Source organism: Halalkalibacter sp. HAAS-P014 (assembly GCF_056619965.1).
In genome coordinates this window covers 121,903-141,965 of the sequence record NZ_JBWQTV010000003.1, presented here as the reverse complement: position 1 = coordinate 141,965, position 20,063 = coordinate 121,903, and the positions used below count along the sequence as shown (strand labels likewise).

The following is a 20,063-nucleotide window of genomic DNA, read 5'->3' as shown; positions in this document are numbered from 1 at the left end:
AGTCATCTTTTTGTGATCGACTTCAATGAATTTGACCCTTTAACCTGTTCATCTGATTGCGTTCGTAATATAATAAAAGGAGTACTTTTTATGAGAGAGGAGTCTCAAATTGACAGCACTAATGACAAAGCGCAGCTTAATTATCATCTTAACCATTATTGCAATCGTAATTGCAGCTTATTTTATATTACCTGTTTCGATTCCACTTATTGTCGCTTTTGTAACAGCACTTATTTTGACACCAGCAGTAAACGCTCTACATAAACGAGCTAAGATAAAAAGAAATATTGCCGTAATGATTGTTTTTACTTTATTTGTATTCTTTATTGGATTAGGTGGTTATTACATAACAACCCAAGCAGTTACACAAGGAACACAAATTGTTGAGAACTTACCACAATACGTAAATGATCTTAACCGTGCTTGGCTGAATTTTCAACGAACCCTAGAAGATGAGTATGCAAATCTTCCACCAGACTTAGTACACGAAATTAATTTACATGTAACAAATGCTTTAAACTCATTTAGAACAACGATTGCAGAGCGAAATATTATCAATGATGCCGCTTCAATAATTACTAGTATTCCCGGATACTTAGTGACATTTGTTGTCTATCTCATTGCTTTATTTCTTTTCATGCTTGAACTACCATCTTTAAAATATAAAATATTTACGTATTTATCTGATCGTACGAAAGATAAAGTTAACTTTATGACTTCGCGATTAACATACGTTATTTGGGGGTTTTTCAAGGCTCAATTTTTAGTTAGTATCATAATCTTTATTGTCTCATTGATAGGATTGTTACTAATTGTTCCTGAATATGCCCTCTTAATGGCATTTATTATTTGGCTGATTGACTTTATCCCTATAATCGGTTCTATCGCTATTTTAGCACCATGGGCTATTTTCCAATTAATCGCTGGAAATATGAATATCGGTACTCAATTACTTATTCTTGCAGCTGTTTTACTTATCATTCGTCGGACAGTTGAGCCAAAGGTTATGGGGGAACAAATCGGTTTGTCTCCACTTGCTACATTAATTGCAATGTATATTGGTTTAATGTTATTTGGAGTTATAGGCTTTATCGTTGGCCCTCTTATTGTTATCGCATTTACTTCTGCTAAAGAAGCAGGAATCATCAAACTAAATATAAAGATTTAATTTAAAAAGAACTTGGTCAAAATATGACCAAGTTCTTTTTAATAATATGGAGAAATCATAATATAAACAACAACCCCTGTAAAACTAACATATAGCCATATAGGCATCGTCCATCTAGCTATTTTCTTATGCCTCTCATTTTCCATGTTCCAAGCCCTAGCAACAGATGTTAAAGCAAGTGGAACAATTACAGCTGCTAATATAATATGTGTGATCAATATGAAATAATAAACCCCTGCCATGAAGCCTGTCCCCCCATAAGGAGTTGAAGCAGACAAAAAGTGATGTGCTACATAAGTGACAAGAAATAAAGTTGTTGTAATAAATGCTGCGTATATAAAACGACGATGTACAGTTACATTCTTTTTCAGTATCGCAATAAGAGCACCAACTAAAAATAAAAACGTAAAACTATTAAAAATCGCATTCATCATTGGTAGAATTTTAACATCGAATGCAGTGAAATTGTCTACTCCTGGTAAACCAGCTAGCAATGCAACTAGTCCATTTATAATAATCGTAATTATTATAATTGCAGGCTTATAATTTCTCTTTTTAAAAGAGTTATTTAGAACACTTTCGTTATTGGATTGGTTCATTTCATCACGCCTTTACATAAAATTCATACGTATTTATTATACACCAATCACACCAAAAAAAGAGTAGCCCCTCTTTACAATCTGTTGAACAAATTTAACCATTAACAAAATACAAAATCGTACAAAATACAGCTTTTTTTCCAGAAAAAAAGAAGAGGATGATTCTAATCATCCTCTTCTTGAGCTATATTAGTATTTTGTAATACCAAGTAGCAACATTAATGCTGCAATGGTTGGAACGGTAACAAAAATACCAGAGATCATAAATGCCGTTGCCCAACCGTGATCCTTATCTTTTAGATGCATAAAGAAGATCAACTGTAGCGCAAATTGAATTGCAGCTAAGATCAGAATAAACGGAATTGCAAAAGACCGTGGAAATATACCTGCTCCGACAGCTAAAAACGATAAGATCGTTAAGAAAATCATTAAAGCAAACACAACTACTTGCTTACGAATTTCTTTACTTGTCTGACGTTTTTCTTCATCTGTCATTGCACTTTTCTCAAATGGTGTACTTAAGTTATCTGCCATCTATTAGCCCCCCTTATACTACTCCCATAAGATATACAACCGTGAAGATGAATACCCACACGACGTCAATGAAGTGCCAATATAAACTAGCCACATAAAATTTAGGAGCATTCGTTAATGTAATGCCACTTTTATTGTAACGAATAAGTAGGACAATAATCCAAGACAAACCAAAAGCAACGTGGGCACCGTGTAAGCCGACAAGTGTATAGAATGATGACGCAAATGCACTTGTTGTATAACCTAAACCATGATGCACATACTCATAGAACTCATAGATTTCAAAACCTAAGAATGCTAAACCGAGTAATACTGTAATCCACATCCAAATTTTGAAAGTCCCAAACTTGTTTTTCTTCATCGCAAACATAGCTAGAACACTTGTCAAACTACTTGTTAAAAGTATCATTGTCATAATGAAGACAAGTGGTAGATGAAACATCTCTTGAGAAGAAGGTCCATCAGCAATACCATTACGAAGCCCTAAATACGTTCCAAAGAACGTTGCAAATAGAATTGTTTCACCACCAAGGAAGAACCAGAAGCCGAGAAATTTGTTTTTACCTTCTAATGTAGCTCTCTCCGGATGAGAAGGAAGCCCCTTTGAAGTATCTACATGACCCGCCATATCTTAGTTTCCTCCTTTCTTAAGATCTTCTTTTACTTTCTCAACTGGAACGTAGTAGCCATGATCTTCTTTCACTGAACGAACAAACATCGAACCAAATGTAATTACTAGACCACCAATTGCAACGATCCAAGGGTTAATAATAGGATTATCCATGTTCATCATAATGAAACCAAACCCTGCAAAGAAAAGACCTATAGAAATAATTATTGGTAGAATTGAACCATTTGGCATATGAATTGGTTGAATAGGTTCAGCCGGCTTCATAGTCCCATCACCATGTACTTTCTCATAGAATAAAGGATCTAGTGAGCGCACTTGTGGTGTTTGTGCAAAGTTGTACTCTGGTACTGGAGTAGGTGTCGACCACTCAAGAGTACGAGCATCCCATGGGTCAGCAACTGTAACACGCTCACCTTTAAATGCTGAATAGATAATATTAATCACGAGAATAATTACCGCTGCAGACATGAAGAATGTTCCAATTGTACTAATAAAGTTAAATGCATCTAACCCTTGGTCGCCAAGATACGTGTATACACGACGTGGCATACCCATAAGACCTAATAAATGCTGTACGAAGAACGTTAAATGGAAACCGATATAGAATACCCAGAAAAATAACTTTCCAAGTGTTTCATTTAACATGTGTCCAAACATTTTTGGATACCAATAGAAAAGTCCAGCAAATATCGCCAATACAATACCACCAACAATTATGTAGTGGAAGTGGGCAACAACAAAGTATGTGTCATGGTAAAGATAATCTACTGGTGCCATTGCAAGCATGACCCCTGTTACCCCACCAAGAACGAATGTTGGTACAAATGAAGAAGCAAATAACATTGCTGTATTGAATGTTATTTTTCCTCCCCACATCGTAAAGAGCCAGTTGAAAATCTTAATACCTGTAGGAACAGCAATCGTCATTGTTGCAATCGCAAAGATAGAGTTCGCTACTGGTCCCATACCTACTGTAAACATATGGTGAGCCCATACCATAAATCCTAAGAAAGCAATAATCATTGTTGCAAATACCATTGCTGTATAACCAAATAGACGCTTTCTTGAGAATGCTGGTATAACCTCTGATATAATACCAAAAGCTGGTAATACAAGAATGTAAACTTCTGGGTGTCCAAAGATCCAGAAAATATGTTGCCATAAAACTACATTACCACCCATACTCGTAATAAAGAATTGTGCATCGAATATACGATCTAACATTAAAAGCGCTAGACCAGCAGCAAGTGGTGTAAATGCGAATAAAATTAATGTAGATGAAATAAATGATGTCCAAACAAATAATGGTAGGCGCATCATTGTCATTCCAGGTGCACGCATATTAATAATTGTTACTAGAAAGTTAATAGCAGAAATAAGTGTACCAATACCTGATACTTGCAAGCCTAGCACGTAAAAGTCAAGACCTATCCCTGCGTAATCACGACTTGATAGTGGTACATATGCTGTCCAACCAGCATCTGGTCCCCCACCAAAGAACCAACTCATACTTAGTAACAACCCACCTGATAAGAAAATCCAAAAACCAAGTGCATTGACAAATGGGAACGCAACATCACGTGCTCCAATTTGCAATGGTATGACATAGTTCATAAATGCAAATAATAACGGTGTGGCAGCTAAAAATAGCATGATTGTACCATGCATTGTAATGAATTCATTAAATGTTTGACCACTTAAAAAATTCATCTCTGGATACATGAGCTGGATTCTCATAAATAGCGCCATCACACCAGCTTTTACAAAGAAAAGCGTCCCTGCAATCAAATACATGATTCCAAGCTTCTTATGGTCAACCGTTGTTAACCAATCCCAAATAACGCTCTTTTCCTGTTTTTGTGCAGCCAAAGGGTTTACCTCCTTTTAAAACGAATTTTAGTTGTTTTGTACATCTAGCGAACGAAGGTAAGCAATTAATGCTTCCATGTCCTCATTGCTCATATCTGGATATGCAGGCATATTATTTCCTTGTTTCAATGATTCAGGATCACGAATCCAAGCTTCAAGATTTTCATCAGTATTTTCTAAATATCCTGCAATTACCTCACGGTTAGCAAAGTCCGCTAATGCCGGGCCAGCAGCTGTTCCCATTCCACTTGTAGCATGACAGCCGATACAACCCTCAACTTCAAATACATCACGGCCTTGCTGTGCTACTGTTTCAGTAGGCATTTCAACTTCAGCTTGCATTCCAGCTACCCATGCATCGTACTCATCACGTTCAAGAGCAATAAGCTTAAAGTCCATTAATGCATGTGAAGGTCCACAAAGCTCAGCACATTTCCCTTTAAATACTCCAGGCTCATCAGCCTCTAACCACATGTGGTTTGTAATTCCAGGAACTGTATCCAACTTACCACCTAAAGCAGGTACCCAGAATGAGTGAATAACATCTTCTGCTTTCAGTTCGAAAATTACTTTTTCTCCTACAGGAATGTAAACTTCTTGACCTGCAGTAAATCCTTCATCTTCATAATCAAATTGCCACCAGAACTGGTGACCAGTAACTGTGATATGGACTGTATCATCTCCAATTTCTGGATCTGGTTCTGTATCAGCTAACATAAATTGTCCAGTAATCGTTGGAACAGCTAAAATAGTTAACAAGATAATAGGAATAACAGTCCAAGTAATTTCTAGTGCCGTATTACCATGTACTTGCTTAGGAATCTCATCATCTCCTGGAGAACGACGGTACTTTGCAAGAATAATGAAAAAGATTGCGAATACGACAATTGTCACTAAGGCCATGATGTACAACGATAAAAGCATGTTGTCAAAAAGCCATTGTGATTGTGGACCCTTTGGATCAAGGGCAGTTAAGTTCGTCTCTCCCAAACAGCCCGTTAATACAAATACGAGCAACGAGAGAGGTAGAAAACGCCATGTAGTTTTCCAAAGTTTCATCTGACAATCCAACCTCACTTTCGTTAAGTAGTTAATACTACATTTAAGATATATATCTACAATCATTATTCAAATTAATTTTCCGATAAGAATTATCAACAATTAAATATGAACAATGACCATAAGAACAAAAAGAATAGTTAAATAATTGAGCGAGTATACAAACATTAACCTAGCCCATTTAATATCATCTTTCATTTTAAAACCAGCAAAACCTAGGATAACCCATCCTATACCTAAGGCTGCTGTAATAATCGTGTAGACAATGCCAAAAGGATATAGCATTAAGGAAACAGGTAAAAGCGCAAGGACATATACAACCATTTGCCTTTTTGTCACTTCAAAACCTGCAACAACTGGTAACATTGGAATTCCAGCAGCGCGATATTCCTCAACACGTTTCATTGCAAGAGCAAGAAAATGAGGCGGCTGCCAAAAGAACATTATAAGAAATAAAATCCATGCATATGTGTGTAAACTTCCATCAATAGCCGCCCAACCAATTAATGGTGGAACAGCACCAGAAAAACTACCTACAATTGTATTTAGTGTCGTTGTACGTTTTGTCCACATTGAGTATAGGACAACATAGATAAACAATCCTACTAATCCAATAACAGCAGCTGTAGCTGTTGTAAGTGCTAAGAATGCAAGCCCAACTGCAGATTGTACTAATCCGACAATCAGCACATGTTTGGCAGAAAAACGCCCTGTTACTGTCGGTCGCTCTTTTGTACGTTCCATAATATGATCAATATCTCGATCAATATAATTATTTAATGTACAACCACCTGCCATAACAAGAGCTGCACCAATAAGCGCAAAAAACATTGTTGCTAGGTGTGATCCCAGCCCAACACCTGTATAAACTGCCGCTAAATAGATCCCGGCAAATGTTGTAATTAAATTAGATGTAACAATACCTTGCTTAGCAAGAACAAGATAGTCCTTCCATGACTTTTGCTGATTAACAGCAACTGATGAATCTGGACTAGCTATAACCTTTGATGGTTCCAAAGCGGTATTAGTCTTATTCATCAATCTTTCACCCCCTTTGTAGAGTCAACGAATTCGAGCACTCTTACAAAAACGAAATAAAGTATTTCTCTCTCACATAGTGTGCTTCAAATCACATTATATCTTAAAATCTATTTAGTTTCATTAAAATCATGAGTTTCACATTATCTTCACATTTAAACAATGTCCATAAAATATTCACTCTAGTAAAATTGACATTTTTCATATTTGTTTTTAAGATCAATTGAGAAAGCAATAAAATAACCATTGCTCACTCTAGCATAGATTTTTACAATTTTATAGAAGGAAAGGTGATTTGAATGCATAAAGGATTAAAAATCTTCGGCATTCTGTCCTCTATCGGCCTATTAATCGTTCTCCTGCAAGGTGCCCTTGTGACAAAGACGGGTTCTGGGGAAGGGTGTGGCGCAACATGGCCATTATGTTTCGGAGAGGTTATTCCAGTCAACCCGGCTATTGAAACGATTATCGAATATAGCCACCGAATCGTCTCCGGCTTAGTCGGTGTCTTGATTATTATTCTTGCAATTTGGTCTTGGAAAAAGTTAAAACATGTTAGAGAAACGAAGTTCATGTCTATAGCAGCTGTTTTATTGATTATTTTCCAAGGGTTACTCGGTGCAGGTGCAGTTGTATTTGGCCAATCTAAGGCAATTCTGGCCCTTCACTTCGGAATTTCAGCTATGTCCCTAGCTTCTGTTGTGCTACTAACGATCTTAGCATTCGAAGATGGGAGAACGCGACGAATTGCCCCTAAAGTAACAAAAGGTTACAAGAGTTTTTTCTTTTTCGTCATCACGTATTGCTATCTAGTCATTTATACAGGTGCCTATGTAAAACATACGGAATCAGCTCTTGCTTGCGCAGGTTTCCCTCTATGTAATGGAATGTTATTCCCTGGACTATCAGGACCAATCGGAGCACAATTTTTGCATAGAGTATCAGGAATTACTCTCGCAATATTCTTGCTTATCCTGATGATATGGACAATCAGTCGCTTCCGATCCGAATTAATACTCGTATGGACAAGTGTAATTGCTTTTATCTTAATTATCCTTCAAGCGATGACAGGAATTTCAGTTGTGTTCACTCAAAATGAATTAATATCAATTGGCTTGATGCACGCACTTATTATTTCTGTTTTATTCTCGAATTTAAGTTATATGGCAATGATTTTATTACGTAAACCAAATAATTAACATGAAAAAATGACAGCATAACAGCTGTCATTTTTTCATTTATTACCCAATTTTTATCACTTTATACTAATTATTTTTTTATTCTATCACAAGTTCAATTAATAAATCATCATTTATTATAGGATCTCCATCACTAACAAATACATCTTTTATAACTCCATCAAATTGCGCTTGAACGGTTGTCTCCATTTTCATCGCTTCGGTTATCATTAAATGATCTCCCTTTTTCACTTTATCTCCCTTAGAAACAAGGGTTTTCACAACGGTCCCCGGCATAGTTGCCCCTATTTGATTTGGGTTATCCTTATCAACTTTCGGACGAGTAACAGTACTGGTTTGCACATTCACATCTTTAATGATTACTTCTCGAGGCTGACCATTAAGCTCAAAATAAACAATACGTGTCCCATCTTCCTTTGGTTTTGAAATGGAAACTAGCTTTACAATTAACGTTTTTCCCGTTTCTATTTCAACTTCAATTTCCTCGCCCAGACGTAAGCCGTAAAAGAATGTTGGTGTATCAAGAACCGATACATCCCCAAACTGTTGACGGAACTGTTCAAAATCGATAAAGACTTTCGGGTATATCGCATAAGACAGCATATCATGACTTGTCACTTGACGCTCTAACTTTTTAAAGAGAGTCTCTTTAATATGCTGGAAATCTACTGGGTCCATTGATTCACCAGGTCTTCCTTCGGTCGGTGTTCTTCCTTTTAGAATAATATCTTGTAACTTTTTAGGAAATCCTTGATATGGTTGACCTAGCTGTCCTTGAAACAGTTCAACAACAGAATCTGGGAAATCTAATGTTTCACCTTTTTCATAGATATCTGTTTCACTTAGGTTATTTTGAACCATATATAGAGCCATATCCCCTACTACTTTTGAAGATGGAGTCACTTTAACAATATCACCAAACATATCATTAACGATTCTATACATTTTCTTCACTTCATTCCAACGCGCACCTAATCCGACTGCTTTTGCTTGTTGTTGTAGATTACTATATTGACCACCAGGCATTTCATGCTCATATACTTCAGTATGTGGAGCATTCATTCCACTCTCGAATCCAGCATAATACTTCCTTGTATAATCCCAGAATTCGCCTAGTTGCTCAAGTGAACGAATATTCACATCAGGCTGACGTTTCGAGCCACTTAAAGCATAATATAAACTGTTTGCACTTGGTTGTGAGGTAAGTCCAGCCATAGAACTTACAGCGACATCAACGATATCGACTCCTGCTTCAATCGCTCTGGCATACGTAAATACTCCATTCCCGCTTGTATCATGCGTATGCAAATGAATAGGTATATCAACTGAGCTTTTTAATTCCGTAATAAGTTGATAAGCAGCTTCCGGCTTCAATAACCCTGCCATATCTTTTATTCCTAGAATATGAGCACCCGATTGTTCTAACTCTTTTGCCAAATTAATATAGTAATTCAAATCATACTTTGAACGTGATGGGTCTAGTATATCCCCCGTATAACACATAGAGGCTTCGGCAATTTTGCCACTTTTACGCACAGAATCTATCGCTAGTGTCATCCCTTGTACCCAGTTTAAACTATCAAAAATACGGAAAACATCAATTCCTGCATCTGCTGACTTCTCTACAAATTCTTCTATGACATTATCCGGATAGTTCTTGTAGCCAACTGCATTAGACGCGCGCAACAACATTTGGAATAAGACATTAGGCGCTTTCTTCCTTAGAATCATTAATCGTTCCCACGGATCCTCATGTAGGAAACGCATTGTAACATCATAGGTCGCTCCACCCCACATCTCCATTGAAAATAAATTTGGAAGCATTCTTGCGGTAGGCTCGGCTATTTGCTTCAGGTCATGAGTTCGAATTCTCGTTGCAAGTAACGATTGATGCGCATCTCGGAAAGTTGTGTCCGTTAACAAGACTTCATTTCGATTCTTTACCCAGTTTGCTAAACCCTCTGGACCCTGTTCGTCTAAGATTTGTTTCGTCCCATTTGGGATTGGATCCGTATACTTCAATTTTGGAATAGGTGCCTTGTCAAAAATCGGTTTCTTTTCTTTTTCCAGGCCCGGATATCCATTTACAATTGTTTCACCTAGAAAAGAAAGCATTTTTGTACCACGGTCTTTTCGTTTTGGAAACACAAAGAGTTCTGGTGTATTATCGATAAAAGAAGTATTATATTCTCCATTTAAAAACTGTTGATGTTGAACTACATTTTCTAAAAAGGCAATATTAGTTTTAATGCCACGAATTCGGAATTCACGTAAATTACGTAACATCTTCGCCGCTGCACTTTCAAACGTAAGTGCCCAAGTTGAAACTTTTACAAGCAGCGAATCATAATACGGTGTAATGACCGCACCTTGGAACCCATTACCTGCGTCTAGTCTAACCCCAAAACCTCCCCCGGATCGATACGCGTTAATACGTCCGGTATCTGGCATAAATCCATTACTAGGATCTTCTGTTGTAACACGTGACTGAATTGCGAAGCCACTACAAATAATTTTATCTTGATCAGGAATACCTACTCTTGCACCATGTAACTTTTCTCCATCTGCTATTAATAATTGTGATTGAACAATATCAATCCCAGTCACCATCTCTGTTATCGTATGCTCCACTTGCACTCGAGGATTAACTTCAATAAAATAAAATTCCCCTGATTCTGTAACAAGAAATTCGACGGTACCTGCATTGACATATTCAATCTTTTCCATTAACTGAACAGCTGCATCACATATTTTTTTGCGAACATCTTCACCTAGTGCGACGCTAGGTGCAACCTCAACAACTTTTTGGTGTCTACGTTGGACGGAACAATCACGTTCATACAAATGAACAATGTTTCCATGCTTATCTGCTAATATTTGTACTTCAATATGTTTAGGGTTTTCAATGAACTTTTCAACATATACTTCATCATTTCCAAAAGCCGATTTCGCTTCTGATTTAGCACGTTCATATGACTCCGTGAGATCTTCAGCTTTTCGGACAATTCGCATCCCACGTCCACCACCGCCTAGCGATGCCTTAATGATAAAAGGAAAACCATGTTTATTGGCAAAAGTTTGCACTTCCTCAACATTCTGAACAGGACCATCACTTCCCGGTATAACTGGTAAATCAGCTTTTAACGCTTGTTCACGAGCTTGTACTTTATCTCCAAACATAACTAGATGCTCAAGTTCTGGACCGATAAAAATAATTCCTTCTTCCTGACAACGTCTAGCAAAATCGATGTTTTCCGACAAAAATCCGTACCCCGGATGGATTGCATCTATTTCATGTAACTTAGCAATTTCAATGATACCCTCAATATCTAGGTATGCTTCAATAGGCTTTTTTCCTTCACCAACTAAATAAGCTTCATCTGCTTTATAACGATGATAGGCACCTGAATCCTCTTTTGAATATATTGCAACGGTTCTAATATGTAATTCTGTACACGCTCGGAATATCCGAATGGCAATTTCGCCACGGTTTGCTACTAATACCTTCTTGATACTTGACAGTCCGTTCATCATACTCCTCCTTCGTTCTATAAAAAGGTCTTTTTGTAATAAACATTTGTCTTTTATCACACCTGTTTCTAGTATAGATAAAAGTATTTGTACTGGCAATGATATTTTTTCATTCTTCAAAAAATTCAAAGTGCTCACAAGACAAAAAATAAAAAACAAGCTACTTTTAATAGCTTGTTTTTTATTTTTTAAAAGATGCCTCATGTAAGTCATCTAGTTTCCGTTGTAATTCTCCTAAAATTTGCTTACCGTCTTCTTGATTTACTAAATCTAAACGCACAGCAAAATCAATTTCTCTTGACAGTCCAAACATTTGTGTATCGAGAACCTCTTCATACAGAGGACATTGAGGCATAGTTAAATTCTCAAGCTGCACTTCAATGAGCTGACGAATTTTATCCGCATCTGATTTCAGAAGGGCAATTGCTCTATCTTTATCTCCAGTCACCATTTCGGCTGACATGTGGACCCCCTCCTTATGTGAATTATCCTTGTCTTAATAGTATCTTCTTCAAAGAAAAATTGCAACGATTTTCACACCGGAGAGAACTCCATATATTAAAAGATACTTAATTGGTATTTTGCTGATAATTTTTCTAATAGTTTCATTCCTGCTACACTGTTACCCTTTTCATCTAATGCAGGTCCGTATAAGCCGATGCCTATTCCTCCTGGCACAGCACCAACTATTCCTCCAGAGACACCACTCTTTGCTGGAATTCCAACACGTATAGCAAATTCCCCAGAAGCATTATACATTCCACAAGTAACCATAAATGTTTTTACTAATCGAGCTATATCAAAAGGAATTATTGAGTAATTTTTATCAGGATGTTCCCCATGATGTGCTAGCGCATAACCAATTTTAGCTAAGTCTTCACAATCAACTTCGATTGCACATTGTTTTGTATAAAATTCGAGTAAAACATCAACATCACCTGAGATGATACCATGTTGTCTCAGGAAATATGCCAACGACCGATTTAAATCTGCAGTTTCAAATTCAGACTTTGCGACCTCTTTATTATATGAAATTTGATCATTTCCACTTAATTCCCTTACGAATTGTAAAAGTCTGTCTAATTTTTCTTGATTTGAATTCCCTTTAATAAGTGAACTTACTGCTAAGGCTCCTGCATTTATCATTGGATTGAGTGGTTTTGACGGGATATGAGATTCTAATTTTGCAATTGAATTAAAAGGATCTCCAGTTGGTTCCATTCCTACTTTTTCGAATACAACCTCTTCGCCGTTATCCATTAATGCTAAGGCTAAGGCAAGAACCTTCGAAATACTTTGTAGTGTAAATAATTTTTTATAATCACCTTCACTAAAGCATGTTGCGCTTCCATCAAAAATTGCAACAGCAACATCATCCTGATTTGCTTTGGATAGAGCAGGGATATAATCAGCTACCTTTCCACTTTTTGTATAGCGTCTCACTTCATCTACTAGTAATTTTAAATCATCTCCATACCTACAGACCACAAAAATCACCTCAATTTATAGATCATTACGGTAATATCCTTTACCAAAAGTGACAAAAACATTGAAACACTTTATACTTTAAGAGGTTGATTTAAAAAATCGTTTTTCTTCTTTTCACATCATGGCTTGTAAACGCTCTTTTAAAAGTTACTTGTAGCTATTTTAGATTTCACGTAGAGAGATAAAGGATTTACTTAGGAGGAGATATTATGCAAGAATTTGTTTTTTTTATTGAGGGGGATGTGAATCATCCGCTAACAATCGATCCAACCGTTTGGATTTTTGATGAAAGAAAGGTTGACCTTATAACGTATTTTGATGATGTTCATAATCGGGAAGATGAAGAAACTGCGTATAAAAAAGCAATTTCAGCTCAATGGGATAAAGAAATCACAGAGGGATCAAGTCCACCGAACCCGAACTCAAATGGTAATGAGATTAAGTATGAAAAACAAAAATTAATTAATGGTTCGTTTGGAATGCCTATTAAACCCTTTCTATTAAATTCAGAACCAAATAAGGACGTTACGAAAATCGACATCATCCAAAAAGATGGTAGTAAACACTCATATAACCTTTCAGATATCCTATCTGGAATTGTTGGCTTTTCTCATGAAGGAAAACCGTTAAAAGAAGACGGGCCTGTTCATTTCTATTTTGGCGATGGTTCGAACAAAAAAAGCCCGATTAAGAATATATGTAAATTCGTTCTTCTTGAAAAGTAACTATATAAGTTTATTAAAGCCCTAACCCATGAGGTTGTCTCAAAATTAAGTTACTGATCCCCAAACACACAATAGTGTATGTGATACATATCCTGTGGCGTGGCTCTTAATAGGGGGCAGGCCCTTATGAAACAACCTCATGGTTAAACTTTATAATAAATCTGCTGCTAATTGCGCTAAGCCCGAACGTTCACCCTTCACTAATTTGATATGCCCACTTACGGTCTGGTCTTTAAACTTTTCCACAACATATGTCAGACCATTATTATATTCATCTAAATACGGATGATCAATTTGTTGAGGGTCTCCCATTAATACAATTTTACTTCTCTCACCTACACGTGTTAGAATCGTTTTCACTTCATGTTTCGTTAAATTTTGAGCTTCATCTATAATAATAAACTGATCTGGGATACTGCGACCTCTGATATACGTCAAGGCTTCGACCTGTATTGATCCCATTCCAGCAAGAATTTGATCTAATTCTCCTGGCTTTTTTGTATTGAACAGAAACTCTAAATTATCATAAATTGGTTGCATCCATGGCCTAAGCTTTTCTTCCTTCTCCCCAGGTAAATATCCGATATCTTTGCCCAGAGGTACGACTGGCCTCGCGACAACAAGCTTCTTATATTTTCCTAAGTCTTCTGTCTGCATCAGTCCGGCAGCTAGCGATAATAGCGTCTTTCCCGTACCAGCCTTTCCAATCATTGTAACAAGACTTAGGTCATCTCGAAGCAATAGTTCAAACGCCATGCGCTGTTGAACGTTGCGAGATTTGATTCCCCATACATGATCTGGTTCACTTATAAACGGTTTTACTTTTCTTCCATCCGGCTCTACCTTACCAAGCGCTGAACTTGAGCTTCCTAAAGCATCCTTCATGATGATAAATTGATGAGGATAAAACGGATGTTTGGTCAATTCAGAAATGGCTATTTCACCATTAGTATAAAATCTCTTCATAATATCGGCATCTACAAAAATTTCAACATACCCCGGATATACATGATCAAATTCAACTACTCGATCATTTAAAAAATCTTCGGCAGGTAATCCTAAAGCATCAGCTTTTACCCTTACTAAAGCGTCCTTACTTACAAGAATAACATCTCTACCATCAATCCTCTCTTGCTCCTCAAGCATTAAATTAAGAGCTACAGCAATAATACGGTTATCGTTCGTCATTTCTGCAAATGAGTCTTTCAATCTAAGGAACGACCTATGATTCAATTCAACTCTTAATTTTCCACCTGACTCAATCGGAACCCCTTCATGTAACTTCCCCATCCCTCTAAGGTTATCTATTAATTTTGAAAATTGACGTGCATTTCGTCCAATCTCGTCCATATAGCGTTTTTTTGAGTCAACTTCTTCTAACACAACTGCTGGAATTACTACTTCATTGTCTTGAAATGAAAAGATGGAGTAAGGATCCTGTAAGAGTACGTTCGTGTCTAATACGTAGATTTTTTTCAACATTCCGCCTCCTGACTAAAGAATCGTTTTCAACTTCCTATTATTAAGTTATGCAAATTGAACATGTTGGTCCATAACTTTACTAGTTGTTCAAATCACGTTCTTATTACTGAATGTATGTTCAAGCATTGAAAGTTAGACGAACGAATCCTAACAGCAGAGCATTTTAATGTAAAAAAAACCAAATAATGGACCGAATCGTCAACATTATTTGGTTTAAACTTTAAATATTAAATTTTCTTTATAGCTTCCATCACTTGACGATCCAACTTAGCTGCAGCTTCAGCGTCATAAGTTTTCTCATATGATGGGGCATTATTTATTTTAGCACCATAGAACATAACGTCTCTTACCTCATTTATATCCACCTCGATCAATGCTAAGCGTAAAGGTACCCCTTCCATTTTTTCAGTTATAACTTTAGCTGAACCGGTAATTGAATAAGTTGATCCGTTTGCAATAACTGTAATGACAATTCCATCATTGGCCTTAATATTTTCAACTATGCGCGAGCGATTATCAATGGAAAGTCGCAGTGTTTGCTTATTTACAGCATAGACCCAAGATATAGCATTTACGTTTGGAATGTTTTTTTCGAAGTCAATAGTCGCAATCGTGACATACGATTCTTTTTTCAAGTATGGCATTAATTCATTTGTTAACTCTTTCTCTACTCGGTTGGCCATTACATAACCCTCCTAAATCTGTTTTATCTGTTATACCCTTATCATACCATTTTTAAAAATAAGTTTCACAACTGTAGTTATTTGAATTAAAATTTCAGTTAAATATGTTTGAAGATAGATTTTTTAAAACTTTTTGTCTAGAATGAGAAGAAGAACGGAGTGATATTTCCATGCGAGTAAAATGTGTTCTATGTGATAAAATCGATAATTTAGATGACCAATTACCTTTAGCAAAGCGTTTACGCAATCGGCCTATTCACACTTATATGTGTGATACATGTTATGAGCGTATTAAAATGCGAACTGAAGAAAAAAGAACTTCCGGTTCATTTCAATTAGCTTTTAAACAAGAAGAGAGCGAATGGAACTAACTCCATCGCTCTCTTCTTTACTTACGCTTGCTCTTTTTCTTTTCGATGCCTATGGAGCCTAAAGCGATACATCCCAAGTACAATCCCTGAAATGATCAATACAGCCACTATAGGAGCCCCAAAAGCAAATTCTAAAAACCAAATCACAAAGCTACCGATTATAAGCATTACATAAACAATAACTTTCTTTAATACAGGTAATTCCCTTGCAAATCCTAAATTAAATACAATTATGGTTAGAGCGACCACAACGAGAAATGACAAGAATCCGTACCAAGGATTTTCGACCGTCAGCCGCATCATCCACGTTAATGCATCTAGCTCTTGTTCAGTAAATTCATTGTTCATAATGATGATCACCTAGCTTTTTCTTACTTTGCAGCAAGTTTTCTCCGTTTCTCTTCACGTTCACGTTCAGATTTCACAAGAATTTTCTTACGTAATCTAATTGATTCAGGTGTCAATTCACAATACTCATCTTCATTTAAATATTCAAGTGCTTCTTCAAGTGTCATGATACGAGGCTTTTTCATCGTAACAGTTGTATCTTTCGTCGCAGAACGAACGTTGGTTTGTTGTTTCATTTTAGTGATATTAACAGCTAGGTCATTATCGCGAGTATGCTCACCGACAATTTGACCTTCATAAATTTCAGTACCTGGTTCCACAAAAATAGTTCCACGATCTTCAACCTGCATGATTCCATACTGGCTAGATTTACCTGTCTCCATTGAAACAAGAACACCTTGACGTCGTCCCCCTACTTGCCCAGGAGTAAGTGGTGCATAACTATCAAAGGAATGGTTAATAATTCCATACCCACGAGTTTGCGAAAGAAACTCCGTCGTATATCCAATTAAACCTCGTGCTGGAACTAGAAACTCAAGACGAACTTGCCCGCTGCCGTTATTTGTCATATTAAGCATCTCGCCTTTACGCTCTCCAATCGATTCCATTACTGCTCCAGTATACTCTTCCGGAACATCGATTTGCACTCGCTCCATTGGCTCAGATTTCACTCCATCAATTTCACGTATGATTACCTCTGGTTTAGATACCTGAAGCTCATATCCTTCACGGCGCATATTCTCGATAAGAATCGACAAATGCAACTCACCACGTCCTGAAACAACCCAGATATCTGGTGAATCAGTGTTATCAACACGCAGACTAACATCTGTTTCAAGTTCAGATTTCAACCGTTCTTCAAGTTTACGGCTTGTAACAAACTTCCCTTCACGGCCAGCGAATGGACTATTATTCACAAGGAACGTCATTTGTAAAGTAGGCTCGTCAATTCGTAAAATCGGCAATGCTTCTTGCTGCTCTATTGGGCAAACTGTTTCTCCAACATTGATCTCTTCCATTCCGGAGATCGCAATTAAATCTCCAGCTTTCGCTTCTTGAATTTCAGTACGTTTTAACCCTAGGAAGCCGAACATTTTTGTTACACGATACTGCTTTACAGAGCCGTCAAGTTTCATTAAAGCAACTTGTTGACCCACTTTGATCGTACCTCTAAAAACACGACCAATTCCAATACGACCTACATAATCGTTGTAATCTAGCATTGTAACTTGGAATTGTAAAGGCTCATCACTATTATCAATTGGTGCCGGTATCGTACCAATGATTGTTTCGAACAAAGAATTCATATTTTCGTCTTGTTTTTCTGGGTCCATACTAGCTGTGCCATTAATAGCAGATGCATAAACAACAGGAAATTCTAATTGATCTTCATTTGCTCCTAGATCAATAAACAAGTCAATTACCTCATCAACTACTTCAGCAGGACGGGCAAAATCACGGTCGATTTTATTGACAACTACAATCGGAGTAAGGTTTTGCTCAAGTGCTTTTTTTAGAACAAAACGTGTTTGTGGCATGCACCCTTCATATGCATCAACAACTAATAGCACACCATCAACCATTTTCATAATACGCTCAACCTCACCACCGAAGTCAGCATGTCCTGGTGTGTCCATAATATTAATACGTTTATCGTTATAATTAATTGCTGTGTTTTTAGCAAGGATTGTAATTCCACGTTCTTTTTCAATAGCATTTGAGTCCATAGCACGCTCATCAACTTGTTCATTCTCACGGAACGTACCTGATTGTTTTAATAATTGGTCAACAAGGGTTGTTTTACCGTGGTCAACGTGGGCAATGATCGCAATGTTACGTATATCGTTACGAATGGTCATAATTTTCTCTCCTTATTTGTTCATTAACTGTACAAGTATATCATAAATTTATTTTAAAGAAACAATTATCGACAAATACATGACGCAAATATTCAAAATTCCTAGCTTAACTTCTCATTGCGAACATGCACTTATCATAAAATATTTATATAATTTATTATAAACTTGTTGTTAAATTGATAAACGGTTTATTACTATCTGTAACATGTTTAACGTATTTGTCACAATGTTGGGGTTTTGCTTTTTTATAATTCGAGTTACACTAAGATAAGATGTTTTTTGAGGGGGATCTTCAGATGAAAAAAGAGAATATGTTATTTTTATTACTTTCTGTTATAACAGTTATTTGTATTATGAGTATTGGAGTTGCTGTAGCTGAAAGAAGCATCCTCATTGCTATACTTTCTATTGCCGGAGTTGTTATTGCTACTGGATTAGGTTTTACACTAAGAAAAAAAGTCAGAGAGTCAAACGAAATGTAAAAAAAGGTTCGTAAAAAGGTTGGGTTTTAACCTTTTTACGAACCTTTTTGCATTTTGTCATAATTAATTATAAATCAGCAAATGTTTCGTTATACGTTAATTAGTTACCTCTTCTTTTTAACGTTGTTCCTGTCTTATTTTCCAACGGACGAACGATAGCAGCAACATCTTGTTCCCCATACATTTCTTTTGCTTCAGCTACTTTTTCTTCACCCAATTTTATCATGTCTAAAGGCATGTCAATTTGCTCCGCTAATTCCAATGCTAAACGAATATCTTTATGTAGAAGGTTGATAGAAAATCTCGGTTCAAACTTACGATCAAGAATTGCATCAACAGACCAATCCATGCTACTAGAAAAACCAGCGCTTCTTTTAATTAGATCATAAGCAATAGCAGGATCTACCCCTGCCTTTTCTGCCATAACATAACATTCTGCTAAAGCAGACTGATGAACACCAATTAGCATATTGTTTAACAATTTTACTACGGTTCCACTTCCAGTTGGTCCAACATGAACGATGTATTTTCCATATGCCTCCATCACAGGCAGTGCTTGTTCAAATGCTCGTTCTTCTCCTCCACACATAATCGTTAGTGTTCCAGCCACTGCTCCCATAGGCCCTCCACTAACTGGTGCATCTAAAAAAAACGCACCCTTTTCTTCTAATAATTTTGAAACCCGATCGTTCGTTTCACGATTAACGGTAGAATGATCAATGACAATCTTTCCTGCACTCGCACCAGCAATCAACCCAGCTTCTCCTTCATAAACATCTATGATCGTTTGTGGGACTGGTAAGCAAGTCATGACAATTTCAACATTCTCCATTAACTCTTTTGGCGATGCAGCTTCTATAGCCCCATTCTCCACAGCCTGTTCAATAGGCCCCCTACTTCGACTAACTACATAAGTCTTATAACCTGAATCTATTAAATGTTTCATCATTGGTAATCCCATTGTACCAAGACCTATAAAACCAACAGCTTTCATAAT

Annotated in this window: 19 protein-coding genes; 5 read left to right on the top strand and 14 right to left on the bottom strand. The window is 36.8% G+C overall.

Going from position 1 to position 20,063, the window contains the following annotated elements; all coding sequences use genetic code 11:
- Positions 1-109: 109 nt before the first annotated feature.
- Positions 110-1,168: a sporulation integral membrane protein YtvI gene (gene ytvI / locus AC1FXZ_RS03280; RefSeq protein WP_480050946.1), complete on the top strand. Its 1,059-nt coding sequence runs from the start codon at positions 110-112 to the stop codon at positions 1,166-1,168.
- 38 nt (positions 1,169-1,206) lie between these two features.
- On the opposite strand, the gene AC1FXZ_RS03275 is transcribed toward ytvI, so the two are convergent.
- From AC1FXZ_RS03275 to cyoE, 6 genes are all read right to left on the bottom strand, one after another.
- Entirely contained in the window at positions 1,207-1,767 is a 561-nt protein-coding gene (locus tag AC1FXZ_RS03275) for a DUF420 domain-containing protein (RefSeq protein WP_480050944.1), read from the bottom strand.
- A gap of 189 nt (positions 1,768-1,956) precedes the next feature.
- On the bottom strand, positions 1,957-2,301 hold the full coding sequence (locus tag AC1FXZ_RS03270; protein WP_480050942.1) for a cytochrome C oxidase subunit IV family protein: 345 nt from the start codon (positions 2,299-2,301) through the stop codon (positions 1,957-1,959).
- 13 nt (positions 2,302-2,314) lie between these two features.
- Positions 2,315-2,929 carry a cytochrome (ubi)quinol oxidase subunit III gene (locus tag AC1FXZ_RS03265; RefSeq protein WP_480050940.1) on the bottom strand — a complete coding sequence of 205 codons (615 nt, stop codon included), beginning with the start codon at positions 2,927-2,929 and terminating at the stop codon, positions 2,315-2,317.
- 3 nt (positions 2,930-2,932) lie between these two features.
- Positions 2,933-4,801, bottom strand: coding sequence for a cytochrome c oxidase subunit I (gene ctaD / locus AC1FXZ_RS03260; RefSeq protein ID WP_480050938.1), 1,869 nt, complete (start codon positions 4,799-4,801; stop codon positions 2,933-2,935).
- Between the two features lie 27 nt (positions 4,802-4,828).
- Complete coding sequence (gene coxB / locus AC1FXZ_RS03255; RefSeq protein ID WP_480050936.1) at positions 4,829-5,860, bottom strand: cytochrome c oxidase subunit II; 1,032 nt, start codon at positions 5,858-5,860, stop codon at positions 4,829-4,831.
- 102 nt (positions 5,861-5,962) lie between these two features.
- Entirely contained in the window at positions 5,963-6,898 is a 936-nt protein-coding gene (gene cyoE, locus AC1FXZ_RS03250; RefSeq protein ID WP_480050934.1) for a heme o synthase, read from the bottom strand.
- A gap of 299 nt (positions 6,899-7,197) precedes the next feature.
- Between cyoE and AC1FXZ_RS03245 the strand changes: the two genes are divergently transcribed.
- Entirely contained in the window at positions 7,198-8,097 is a 900-nt protein-coding gene (locus tag AC1FXZ_RS03245) for a COX15/CtaA family protein (RefSeq protein ID WP_480050932.1), read from the top strand.
- A gap of 78 nt (positions 8,098-8,175) precedes the next feature.
- Here AC1FXZ_RS03245 and pyc read toward each other — a convergent pair whose 3' ends face one another.
- From pyc to glsA, 3 genes are all read right to left on the bottom strand, one after another.
- Entirely contained in the window at positions 8,176-11,628 is a 3,453-nt protein-coding gene (gene pyc, locus AC1FXZ_RS03240) for a pyruvate carboxylase (protein WP_480050930.1), read from the bottom strand.
- A gap of 181 nt (positions 11,629-11,809) precedes the next feature.
- Complete coding sequence (locus tag AC1FXZ_RS03235; RefSeq protein WP_480050928.1) at positions 11,810-12,091, bottom strand: Fpa/YlaN family protein; 282 nt, start codon at positions 12,089-12,091, stop codon at positions 11,810-11,812.
- Positions 12,092-12,186: 95 nt separating this feature from the next.
- Positions 12,187-13,116 (bottom strand): glutaminase A, encoded by a 930-nt coding sequence (gene glsA / locus AC1FXZ_RS03230; RefSeq protein WP_480050926.1) that lies wholly within the window; start codon positions 13,114-13,116, stop codon positions 12,187-12,189.
- Positions 13,117-13,325: 209 nt separating this feature from the next.
- Here glsA and AC1FXZ_RS03225 point away from each other — a divergent pair, with 209 nt between their 5' ends.
- Complete coding sequence (locus tag AC1FXZ_RS03225; RefSeq protein WP_480050925.1) at positions 13,326-13,841, top strand: peptidyl-prolyl cis-trans isomerase; 516 nt, start codon at positions 13,326-13,328, stop codon at positions 13,839-13,841.
- 150 nt (positions 13,842-13,991) lie between these two features.
- Here AC1FXZ_RS03225 and AC1FXZ_RS03220 read toward each other — a convergent pair whose 3' ends face one another.
- Complete coding sequence (locus AC1FXZ_RS03220) at positions 13,992-15,323, bottom strand: PhoH family protein (RefSeq protein ID WP_480050924.1); 1,332 nt, start codon at positions 15,321-15,323, stop codon at positions 13,992-13,994.
- Between the two features lie 227 nt (positions 15,324-15,550).
- Positions 15,551-16,006, bottom strand: coding sequence for a pyridoxamine 5'-phosphate oxidase family protein (locus AC1FXZ_RS03215; RefSeq protein ID WP_480050922.1), 456 nt, complete (start codon positions 16,004-16,006; stop codon positions 15,551-15,553).
- Positions 16,007-16,176: 170 nt separating this feature from the next.
- Between AC1FXZ_RS03215 and AC1FXZ_RS03210 the strand changes: the two genes are divergently transcribed.
- Positions 16,177-16,377: a YlaI family protein gene (locus AC1FXZ_RS03210; protein WP_480050920.1), complete on the top strand. Its 201-nt coding sequence runs from the start codon at positions 16,177-16,179 to the stop codon at positions 16,375-16,377.
- A 21-nt stretch (positions 16,378-16,398) separates the two neighbouring features.
- On the opposite strand, the gene AC1FXZ_RS03205 is transcribed toward AC1FXZ_RS03210, so the two are convergent.
- Both AC1FXZ_RS03205 and typA read right to left on the bottom strand, forming a co-directional pair.
- Positions 16,399-16,725, bottom strand: coding sequence for a YlaH-like family protein (locus AC1FXZ_RS03205; RefSeq protein WP_480050918.1), 327 nt, complete (start codon positions 16,723-16,725; stop codon positions 16,399-16,401).
- 23 nt (positions 16,726-16,748) lie between these two features.
- Positions 16,749-18,584: a translational GTPase TypA gene (typA, locus tag AC1FXZ_RS03200; RefSeq protein WP_480050916.1), complete on the bottom strand. Its 1,836-nt coding sequence runs from the start codon at positions 18,582-18,584 to the stop codon at positions 16,749-16,751.
- 296 nt (positions 18,585-18,880) lie between these two features.
- Between typA and AC1FXZ_RS03195 the strand changes: the two genes are divergently transcribed.
- On the top strand, positions 18,881-19,066 hold the full coding sequence (locus AC1FXZ_RS03195) for a DUF5325 family protein (RefSeq protein ID WP_480050914.1): 186 nt from the start codon (positions 18,881-18,883) through the stop codon (positions 19,064-19,066).
- A gap of 100 nt (positions 19,067-19,166) precedes the next feature.
- On the opposite strand, the gene AC1FXZ_RS03190 is transcribed toward AC1FXZ_RS03195, so the two are convergent.
- On the bottom strand, positions 19,167-20,060 hold the full coding sequence (locus AC1FXZ_RS03190; RefSeq protein ID WP_480050912.1) for an NAD(P)-dependent oxidoreductase: 894 nt from the start codon (positions 20,058-20,060) through the stop codon (positions 19,167-19,169).
- Positions 20,061-20,063 lie beyond the last annotated feature (3 nt).

Coding starts and splice junctions, on each gene's coding strand:
- AC1FXZ_RS03220 (WP_480050924.1), bottom strand. CDS start 15,323: ATGTTGAAAAAAATCTACGTATTAGACACGAACGTACTCTTACAGGAT.
- AC1FXZ_RS03190 (WP_480050912.1), bottom strand. CDS start 20,060: ATGAAAGCTGTTGGTTTTATAGGTCTTGGTACAATGGGATTACCAATG.
- AC1FXZ_RS03205 (WP_480050918.1), bottom strand. CDS start 16,725: ATGAACAATGAATTTACTGAACAAGAGCTAGATGCATTAACGTGGATG.
- AC1FXZ_RS03265 (WP_480050940.1), bottom strand. CDS start 2,929: ATGGCGGGTCATGTAGATACTTCAAAGGGGCTTCCTTCTCATCCGGAG.
- AC1FXZ_RS03225 (WP_480050925.1), top strand. CDS start 13,326: ATGCAAGAATTTGTTTTTTTTATTGAGGGGGATGTGAATCATCCGCTA.
- cyoE (WP_480050934.1), bottom strand. CDS start 6,898: ATGAATAAGACTAATACCGCTTTGGAACCATCAAAGGTTATAGCTAGT.
- AC1FXZ_RS03210 (WP_480050920.1), top strand. CDS start 16,177: ATGCGAGTAAAATGTGTTCTATGTGATAAAATCGATAATTTAGATGAC.
- AC1FXZ_RS03275 (WP_480050944.1), bottom strand. CDS start 1,767: ATGAACCAATCCAATAACGAAAGTGTTCTAAATAACTCTTTTAAAAAG.
- pyc (WP_480050930.1), bottom strand. CDS start 11,628: ATGAACGGACTGTCAAGTATCAAGAAGGTATTAGTAGCAAACCGTGGC.
- AC1FXZ_RS03195 (WP_480050914.1), top strand. CDS start 18,881: ATGAAAAAAGAGAATATGTTATTTTTATTACTTTCTGTTATAACAGTT.
- AC1FXZ_RS03215 (WP_480050922.1), bottom strand. CDS start 16,006: ATGGCCAACCGAGTAGAGAAAGAGTTAACAAATGAATTAATGCCATAC.
- coxB (WP_480050936.1), bottom strand. CDS start 5,860: ATGAAACTTTGGAAAACTACATGGCGTTTTCTACCTCTCTCGTTGCTC.
- AC1FXZ_RS03270 (WP_480050942.1), bottom strand. CDS start 2,301: ATGGCAGATAACTTAAGTACACCATTTGAGAAAAGTGCAATGACAGAT.
- typA (WP_480050916.1), bottom strand. CDS start 18,584: ATGACCATTCGTAACGATATACGTAACATTGCGATCATTGCCCACGTT.
- AC1FXZ_RS03245 (WP_480050932.1), top strand. CDS start 7,198: ATGCATAAAGGATTAAAAATCTTCGGCATTCTGTCCTCTATCGGCCTA.
- AC1FXZ_RS03235 (WP_480050928.1), bottom strand. CDS start 12,091: ATGTCAGCCGAAATGGTGACTGGAGATAAAGATAGAGCAATTGCCCTT.